This is a genomic window from Candidatus Acidiferrales bacterium (assembly GCA_036514995.1).
GTDB lineage: Bacteria > Acidobacteriota > Terriglobia > Acidiferrales > DATBWB01 > DATBWB01.
In genome coordinates this window covers 1-9,355 of the sequence record DATBWB010000057.1, presented here as the reverse complement: position 1 = coordinate 9,355, position 9,355 = coordinate 1, and the positions used below count along the sequence as shown (strand labels likewise).

At 61.0% G+C, this 9,355-nt stretch carries 7 protein-coding genes; all 7 read left to right on the top strand.

Features of this window, described 5'->3' with window-relative positions; translation table 11 throughout:
- Positions 1–456: 456 nt before the first annotated feature.
- Positions 457–1,341 carry an MqnA/MqnD/SBP family protein gene (locus VIH17_03985; GenBank protein ID HEY4682392.1) on the top strand — a complete coding sequence of 295 codons (885 nt, stop codon included), beginning with the start codon at positions 457–459 and terminating at the stop codon, positions 1,339–1,341.
- Entirely contained in the window at positions 1,338–2,387 is a 1,050-nt protein-coding gene (locus VIH17_03980) for a hypothetical protein (GenBank protein HEY4682391.1), read from the top strand. Before VIH17_03985 ends, VIH17_03980 begins: the two co-directional genes overlap by 4 nt.
- Positions 2,384–3,379 (top strand): hypothetical protein, encoded by a 996-nt coding sequence (locus VIH17_03975; protein ID HEY4682390.1) that lies wholly within the window; start codon positions 2,384–2,386, stop codon positions 3,377–3,379. Before VIH17_03980 ends, VIH17_03975 begins: the two co-directional genes overlap by 4 nt.
- A gap of 357 nt (positions 3,380–3,736) precedes the next feature.
- On the top strand, positions 3,737–5,575 hold the full coding sequence (gene ggt, locus VIH17_03970) for a gamma-glutamyltransferase (protein ID HEY4682389.1): 1,839 nt from the start codon (positions 3,737–3,739) through the stop codon (positions 5,573–5,575).
- A gap of 112 nt (positions 5,576–5,687) precedes the next feature.
- The gene (locus VIH17_03965) at positions 5,688–6,524 is read left to right on the top strand and encodes a sugar phosphate isomerase/epimerase family protein (GenBank protein ID HEY4682388.1); all 837 of its coding nucleotides are present in this window, start codon (positions 5,688–5,690) and stop codon (positions 6,522–6,524) included.
- A 116-nt stretch (positions 6,525–6,640) separates the two neighbouring features.
- The gene (gene asnS / locus VIH17_03960) at positions 6,641–7,945 is read left to right on the top strand and encodes an asparagine--tRNA ligase (GenBank protein HEY4682387.1); all 1,305 of its coding nucleotides are present in this window, start codon (positions 6,641–6,643) and stop codon (positions 7,943–7,945) included.
- A gap of 169 nt (positions 7,946–8,114) precedes the next feature.
- A complete protein-coding gene (locus VIH17_03955) occupies positions 8,115–9,248 on the top strand; it encodes a D-alanine--D-alanine ligase family protein (GenBank protein HEY4682386.1) in 1,134 nt (377 codons plus the stop codon).
- Positions 9,249–9,355: the final 107 nt, after the last annotated feature.

The window sequence follows — 9,355 nt, the reverse complement described above, 5'->3', positions numbered from 1 at the left end:
TTTCTGCCGGCAACGCGCTCTACCTCGCCTACCAGGGTCAGGGCTCGAGCAAGGTCTATCTGCGGCAATGGAACCCGAGCCCCTGGTCGAGCGAGCGGCCGATCCCGAGCGAGAGCAGCATGGACGTGGCCGCCGTCCGCTTCTAGCGGCGTTCCAACTCACGGGGCCCGTACCAACTTGTTGGTATGGGGCGGGAAATATCCCCAAATAGTTGAAACGTCACCAGCGCAGTGCTCAAAAAACCGGGCCGGAGTCTGTTCCCCCGATATATCGGGGCGAAGGCTCAGGGTGCCGGATCGCGCTGGCCCCGCCCAGCCTGGGCAAAGAACTTAGGTCCATTTCAACTGTCTTTTCTCTTATTCTCTTCAGCGATGACAGCTAGGATTCCGCTATCCATGTCTCCCAAGCCGGAATTGAGAATGCTCGGACGCTGTGTTAAGCTTTGCCGTTTCGAGCATGACGATCAAGCCTGTAGATATCACCCTTGCCCACTCACCTGATTCCGACGATGCGTTTATGTTTTACGCGCTCGCGACGGAGAAGGTGCGCAGCCCGGGCATTCGCTTTCATCACAAGCTCGAAAACATCCAGAGTCTCAATGAGAAGGCCCGAGCGGAGACCTACGACGTGACCGCTCTGAGCTTTCACGCCTATGCTTACGTGGCCGACCGCTATGCCCTGCTTGACGTTGGCGCCAGTTTTGGCGATGGCTATGGTCCGATTGTAGTTGCCGCTCGACCTTTCCCGCCGAACGAACTCCGCGGGAAAGCCATTGCCGTTCCGGGCAAGCTGACCACCGCCTATCTCGCCCTGAAACTTTTTGAAAATGACTTTGAAGCCCGTACAATCCCATTCGACAAGATCCCTGCGGCGGTGAAACGGGGTGAGGCTGAGGCCGGCCTGCTCATCCACGAAGGGCAGTTGACCTTTGGGGTGATGGGGCTGCACAAGGTGCTCGATCTCGGCCAGTGGTGGCGCGAGCAGACGGGGCTGCCGCTGCCGCTTGGCGGCAATGCCATCCGGCGAACGCTTTTGCCCGAACCGGCGAAAAAGATTTGCCGTTATCTTCACGACAGCGTGGAATACGCGCTCAAGCACCGCGAGGCGGCGCTGGCTTACGCTCTCCAGTTCGCCCGGGACATGGACGCCGCGCAGGCCGATCGCTTCATCAGCATGTACGTGAACTCCTGGACGCTTGGCTGCGGCGATCGCGGCCGGCAAGCTATCGGCAAGCTGCTCGAACGTGGCCAGGTCGCCGGACTCGTGCCGGCCGGCGTCAGCCTGGATTTTGTGACCTCCGCTCCGGAGGGATCAGCCTCGGGCCACGAGGAGGGAAGATGAAACTCACCCTGGCGAGTGCCGGGAGCTATCCGCGCACCGGCGACACGGCCGACTGGCAGCTCCTGCGCCGGACGATCACCGCCCGCGACCGGGGTGAAAAAACGCCTGCCGACGTTGCTCAGGCCGAAGACAAGATGGTACGCGCCGCCGTTGACGACCAAACCCGCGCCGGCCTGGATGTCGTTACCGACGGGCTGATTCGGTGGTATGACCCCATCTCTCATCTCGCCGGCAAACTGGAGGGCATAGAAATCAACGGCCTGCTACGGTTCTTTGATACCAATTTCTATTTCCGCCAGCCCGTCATCAAGGGAAGCCCGGTTCGCACTGGCCCGCTGGTGGTGGATGAATTCCAATTCGCTCAGGCGGCTTCCTCCAAACCCGTCAAGCCGGTCCTGACGGGGCCTTACACGCTGGCAAAATTTTCGCTTGTCGAATTCGACGGGATGAAAGACCTGGAAGCGCGGGTCATGGCCTTTGCCGAAATTCTGGCGGAGGAGTTGACGGCGCTCGAAGCGGCTGGCGCAAAGCTCATCCAGGTGGATGACCCGGCAGCGATCAAGTACACGGGCGACTACGCCATTTTCGAGCGCGGCATCCACGCCATGATGCTCTCCTGGAACAGCCGGCGAGGACTGGCGGGGGTGAACTCGCCCCGGGCGGAGGGTGAAGCGCGGGCGAGGCACGCGCGCGTGGCACTGCACCTCTATTTTCGCGATCCCGGTCCGCTCTATTATCGCTTGCAGCAGCTCCCGGTGGATATTCTCGGTGTTGATTTCACGTACAATCCGAAGTTCCTCGAGCAGGTGCAGGCCACCGGCTCCTCGCGGCCGCTGGCGCTCGGCCTGGTTGACGGGCGGAATACGAAGCTCGAGAGGCCGGAGGATCTCGCACGGACGCTTGAGAAAATCCTTCCCCGGTTGGCAGGCGAGGAATGTTTCCTTAACCCCTCCTGCGGGCTCGAATACTTGCCGCGGGGCCGAGCCTATGCCAAACTAGCCTTGTTGCCGCAAATTCGCGAGGCACTCGAAGGACGACAACCGTGAGCCGCGATAAACTTGCCAAACTCGGTCTGAAGCTGCCTCTTTTCCCCACCACCTCGGTGGGAAGCTTCCCGAAACCCGACTACCTGGTCAAGGCGCGGGGCGAGTTTGCCAGGGGCAAAATCACACCATCGCAAATCGAGGAAGAGGAACGCCGGGCTACCGAGTTCTGGATTGGCAAGCAGGAAGAGTTGGGCGTGGACGTGCTGGTGGACGGCGAGCAGTACCGTGGCGACATGGTGGCCTATTTTGCCGAGCAATTGCCCGGCTTCGAACAAGGCGGGTTGGTGCGCAGTTACGGCAATCGCTACTACCACAAGCCCATCATCAGCGGCCAGGTCGAGTGGAAGGGACCCATTACCGTTCGCTGGTGGAAGTACGCGCAGGGCCTCACCCGCAAGCCCGTCAAGGGCATGCTCACCGGCCCTTATACCGTGATGGATTGGTCCTTCAACGAATACTTCGCTGACCGCAAGACGGCGTGCATGGCGCTTGCCGGCGTCATTCACAAGGAGGTGGAAGCGCTCCTTGAGGCCGGCGCGAAAGTGATCCAGGTGGACGAGCCGGCGCTCTCGGTGCGACCGGAAGAATTACCCGTCGCCATCGAAGCCATGCAGCGGGTCACCGACGGCCTTCCCGCTTACTTCATCACCCACGCCTGCTACGGCGCCTTTGAGTATATTTACCCGGGGATGCTGAGCATGCCGGTGGACAATTTCGACCTCGAGATGTCCAATAGCGACCTGGGTCTGCTCCAACTCTTTCAGAAATACCCCTTCACCAAAGACATCAGCTTCGGCGTGGTGGACGTCCACTCGCACGTGATCGAGGATTTTCCAACCGTCGAGCAGCGCGTCCGGCAAGCCCTCAAAGTCATCCCGGAAGAGAACGTATGGCTTGACCCCGACTGCGGATTAAAGACGCGCACCGTCGAAGAAGCCATCAACAAAATGCGCGTGGTCGTCGAAGTCGCCAAAGCGTTCCGCAAGAACTGACTGATTCATCGGACACATCTCGGGTGGCTCACACATCCCACAAAGCGGAATGTGTGCGATCAAGCGTGCCGTTTCTTACCGTCGGCGAAGAAGCTGCGGGCAAGCGGGAAAAGATCGAGTCCTACCTCCGCGTTGTCGAGACTGCGGGCAGCGAGGCGCCACATCAAGAAAAAGCGGGAGCAAGCTCCGGCAGTCCATAGCCCGTTTGCTGAGCAGATGCATAGCTAAGGAATATCCATGACCCGGCGCACCCCTAACGCTACTTTTAGAAAGGCTGGACAGTGCCGGTTTGGCGGCCAGCTTGACTCACCCTGAGATTTCAACTAATTTGGGCTTCTGTGGCGATTGGCAGCTTTGATGTTTCTCACCGCATTCATCCATAGCACCCGGTTCTCTTTTCGAAGCGTCTCGCGAGGGATTCTCCTGTGGCTTCTCCCCGGCTGGCTGCTGGCCCCGATTCAATCGGGGCTGGCGGGTGAGCCGGCACGCTCGCGGGGCGGAATGGTGGTTTCCGACGAGGCCCTGGCTTCGGAGGAGGGCGTCAAGATCCTTCGCCAGGGCGGCAACGCTGTGGACGCGGCCGTGGCCGTTTCGTTCGCTCTGGCGGTGGTCGAGCCGGAAGCGGGCAATATCGGCGGCGGAGGTTTCATGCTCGTGCGCATGGCGGACGGCCGCACGGAGATGATTGACTACCGCGAAGCCGGTCCGGAGGGCTCCCGGCCCGATATGTACCTCGACGCGGAAGGGCGTTTGATCGCCGAGGCGAGCACGGTCGGCTATCGTGCCATCGCCGTTCCTGGGACGGTGGCGGGCCTCGAGCTGGCTCACCGTCGCTGGGGCAAATTGAAATGGACAGAGGTGCTTGCGCCCGCGATCCGGCTTGCCGAACAGGGCTATCCGGTGAGCCGTCTGGTGGCTGCTGCTCTCCGCGGCGCGGCCGATTTGCTCGGGCGTTTTCCGGAGAGCAAGCGGATTTTTCTGCGCGATGGTCAGCCCTATCAGGAAGGGGAGAACTTCCACCAGCCTGAACTGGCTCGGACGCTCCGGCGGATCGCTCGCCACGGGGCAAAGGATTTCTACCGCGGCCAGACGTCCAAGCTGATCCTTGCTGAGCTGCGGCGCGGCGGTGGCCTTATCACTCGCCACGATCTCTCTCGCTATCGCCCCAAAGTGCGAGCGCCGCTTCGCGCCACCTATGAGTTTGGCCGGCATCGCTGGGAGGTTCTTGCCTGTCCTCCGCCCAGCTCAGGCGTCATCCTGCTTGAGATTCTGAACCAACTGGAAAGAGTAGAGCTCGAACGCCTGGGCGCCGAGAATCCGGAAGCGATTCATTGGATCATGGAAGCAGCCCGGCGGGCGTTTGCTGACCGGGCGCGCTTTCTGGCGGATCCGGATTTTTCGGCGGTCCCGGTTCAAGGCCTCCTGAGCAAGGAGTATGCCGCTGCCGTGCAGAGCACGATTGACCCGACGCGAGCCAGTGCGAGCGATGCTCTGCGCATGCCCGACCCGCTCAAGTTTGCCGGGGGAAGCCCGCCAGAAACGAGGCGGCCAAGCTCGCCGCGGCAGGCTGCATTTGATCCGATTCCCTGGTCGCTGGCGGTTGGCGGCGGCAACCATACGACACACTTTTCGGTGGTGGATGCGGCTGGCAACGCCGTCGCCACCACGACGACGATCAACGACAGTTTTGGAAGCGGTGTGACGGTCACCGGCGCCGGTTTCTTGCTGAACAACGAGATGGACGATTTCACGGTGCAGCCCAACGCCCCGAACGCCCTCTTCGGGCTTATCCAGTCGCCCGGAAACGCGCCGGGACCGGGCAAGCGCCCGCTCAGTTCGATGACGCCGACAATTGTGCTCGCGGATGGCCGGTTGCGACTCGTCCTGGGCAGCCCGGGGGGGCCAAGGATCATCTCCGCCACCCTGGAAGTGCTGCTGAACGTGATGCGCTTCGGCCGCAACCTTCCGGAGGCAGTGGCGGCGCCGCGCTTCCATCATCAGTGGAAACCCGACCGGATCGTGGTAGAGAGTTTGCTGCCTGTTTCCGTGCGGGAACGACTTGCCGCGATGGGTCATAGCCTCGAAGAGAGGAAAACGATCGGCGCGGTGCAAGCGATTGGCGTGGATCCGGCCACCGGCGAGCGGCAGGCGGGAGCGGACTCCCGCCGCGGGGGCGCGGCTCGCGCCACCGACTAGTGCCGTTCCAACTATTTGGGGCCATTTCCCGCAAGTCACACGGCATGCTTTATTGATCATACAGGATCGAGATGCATAGGCTCATCAAGTTAGAACGGCACGAGGAGCGTTCATGATCCGAGTCTTTTCCACTTACCTCTATTTCAACCAGCCTTTGACGCCGGAGGTCCTTCGCCAGATCGAGGCGGCGGAATTAAACCATCTGGAGATTTTTGCTGGCCGCTACCATTTCGACTATGCCGAACGGGCCAGCGTGCAGCAAATGGCCGACTGGCTTGCCGATCGCGAGTTGCATCTCCACTCGATCCACTCTCCTATTTATCTGGATGATGAGTCGCGCCGTCGCAGCGAGCATCCCATTTCCATCGCCGAGCCCGAGCGGGTGCGGCGGCTCGAGGCAGTGGATGAGGTGAAGCGCGTCCTCGAAGTGGCCGAGGTGATACCCTTTCGCTATCTTGTGCAGCACCTCGGACTCTCCCACGAGCTTTTCGATCAGCGCAAGTTCGATGCGGCGTTCAACAGTCTGGAGCACCTGTGCGTCTTCGCCAAGCAACGGGGCGTCACGATTGCGCTCGAAAATATCCCGAATGAACTGTCCACCGCCGCCAACCTTCTCACCTTCATCGAGCAGACTCACCTCCGCGACCTCCGCATCTGCTTCGATGCCGGCCATGCCCATCTGGAAGAGGGTGTGGCGGCAGCTTTTAGCGTTTTGAAGGAGTTGGTGGTGACCATGCACCTGCACGATAACCTGGGCGACCGCGATGCCCATCTCTTTCCCTACGAGGGCTCGATTGATTGGGATGCGGCGCTCAAGGCTTTTGGCCAGAAAGCGGGCGAGCTGCCGTTTGTGCTGGAACTCAAGAACCACGGTGTTGCCGAGCCGTTGCGGCAGGCGCAAGAAGTCTTTCGGCGGTTTGAAATTGCCCTCGCGGCCGAGCCGCATTAGTGCCGTTCCAACTATTTGAGGAGAATAACGAGTTGAAACGACAAATTGCGCATAGGTGCTGAGTTCTTGACAAACCTAGCCTGAAATAGTTGGAACGGCATTAGAAAGCATCCGCCATGCCGGTAGTCGAAATCCGCCGCATAGGAGAGTTTGAAGGCCAGGAGGTTACGCTCCGGGGCTGGCTCTATAACCTGCGCGAATCAGGCAAGATTCTCTTTCCCCTCTTTCGCGACGGCACCGGACTGATGCAAGGGGTGGTGGCACGCAACTCGGTCGGCGATCCAATCTTTGACGCCGTCAAGAACCTGACTGAGGAATCTTCTGTCATCGTAACCGGAAAAGTGCGGCGAGACGAGCGCGCGCCAGGCGGCTATGAACTCGACGTCACGGGGATCAATGTCCTCCAGGCCGTTCCCCTCTCCGACCCCTATCCCATCCAGCGCAAAGAGCACGGCGTGGACTTTCTGATGGAGCATCGTCACCTCTGGATTCGCTCGCCCCGCCAGGCCGGGGTTCTTCGCGTCCGCCACGAAGTGGTGCGAGCGATCCGCGACTTTTTTGACGACCGTGGCTTTGTCCTGGCCGATGCGCCCATTTTTACCCCGGCGGCCTGCGAGGGCACGACCACGCTCTTCGGCCTTGACTATTTCGATGAGGGCAAGGCTTACCTCACCCAGTCGGGCCAGCTCTATAGCGAAGCCACCGCCGCAGCCCTCGGCAAGGTCTATTGCTTCGGGCCCACTTTTCGCGCCGAAAAATCCAAAACGCGGCGCCACCTGACCGAGTTCTGGATGGTCGAGCCGGAAGTCGCCTTTGCCCGGCTCGAAGAGATCATGCTGCTGGCGGAAGACCTTGTCTCGTTCGTGGTGGCCCGCGTGCTCGAGCGGCGCCCGGCGGAGCTGAAGCTGCTCGAGCGCGACACGAGCCGACTCGAAGCGGCCAGAACACCTTTCCCCCGGCTGAGTTATGACGATGCGGTCGAATTGCTTCGGGAAAAGGGCAGCCGTATCGAGTGGGGCGGCGATTTTGGCGGCCCCGATGAAACCCTTTTGGGCGAGCAATTTGACCGGCCGGTGATGGTTCACGGCTACCCGACCGCCATCAAGGCCTTCTACATGGAAACCGAGCCAAAGCGGCCGGAAGTTTCCCGTTCGGTGGATATGTTGGCGCCCGAGGGCTACGGCGAAATCATTGGCGGGGGCGAGCGCATCTCCGACTATAACCTTTTGCTCAAACGGCTCGAAGAGCACCGGTTGCCGCGCGAGGCTTTCGAATGGTATCTCGATCTCCGCCGCTACGGTTCCGTCCCCCACGCCGGCTTCGGCCTGGGCGTCGAACGCACCGTCGCCTGGATTTGCGGCATTGAGCACATCCGCGAGACGATCCCCTTCCCTCGGTTGATCTATCGCATTTACCCGTGAGCCGGCCGGTGATTGCCCGTGTGACGTATCGGGAAGCCAGCGGGTGATGGAAATCTCTGCCCGGCATGGCAGAATAGTACCGTCCGCGGTCCCGGGTTCACTGCCTTCTCTGCCCTGCACCCGAGACGGCGCAGGGCCTTGCCTGGCGCTGGGATCCCTTGAGGGAAACGTGACGAAAAAGATCCGAATTGGCGTCTTGTTCGGTGGACGCTCCGGCGAGCATGAGGTTTCGATTGCATCGGCCAGCTCGGTCATGAAAGCGCTCGACCCGTCAAAATATGACGTGGTGCCGATTGCGATCACCAAACAAGGCCAATGGCTGGTGGGGCCGGCCGCGGAAAAGATGCTTCCGCCGGCGGAAATCCTCCGCCGCGGTCAAAAGGTTGTGCTCCCGGCCGACCCCCAAGCCGCCGGGCTGATTCCGCTCGAAGAGCGTCCCGCCGCGGCCAGCGCGGCGCTGGATGTGATTTTCCCTGTACTCCACGGCACCTTCGGGGAAGACGGCACGGTGCAGGGCTTGCTCGAGCTGGCGAATATTCCCTACGTGGGTGCCGGGGTGCTTGCCTCGGCAGTGGGCATGGACAAGGATGTGCAGAAGCGGCTCTTCCGCGATGCCGGATTGCCGGTGACTCCCTATATCGCCTTTGCGCGCGCCGAATGGGAACGGCAGCCGCGCCGGGTGCTTCGCATCATCCGGCAGAAGTTTCGTGGCCCCGTCTTTGTCAAGCCAGCCACGCTTGGCTCTTCGGTCGGCACGACCAAGGTGAAAAGCGCCCGGGACCTTGGCCCGGCACTCGATCTCGCCGCCCGGTACGGCATGAAGGTCATGGTGGAGCGCGCCATTACCGGCCGCGAAATCGAAGTCTCTGTCCTGGGCAATGATGACCCAAAGGCTTCCGTGCCCGGGGAGATCGTGCCGCACCGCGAGTTCTACGACTACACTGCGAAATACCTCGAGGAGGGCACCAAGCTCATCATCCCGGCCAAGCTGACCCGGCGTCAGGTGAAAATTTTCCAGGATTATGCCATCCGCGCTTTTCGAGCAATTGACGGCAGCGGCATGGCCCGCGTTGATTTCCTGCTTGAGAAAGGCACCGGAAAAAATTTTGTGAGCGAGGTCAATACGATCCCGGGCTTCACCTCCATCAGCATGTATCCCAAGTTGTGGGAGGCGAGCGGGCTGCCCTATCCTGCCTTGCTCGACCGCCTCATCCAACTCGCCCTCGAGCTCCAGGCGGAGAAGCGCCGCACAGAATATTCGATCCAACCCCCCTCCGGCGCGGGCGGGGCACTTGCCGGCTAGTGCCGTTCCAACTAATTGAGCAGAATAGCGAGCTGGAGCGACATAGTTAGTCATACGTGCTGAGTCCATGAAGAACTTAGCCCAAAATAGTTGGAACGGCACTAGAA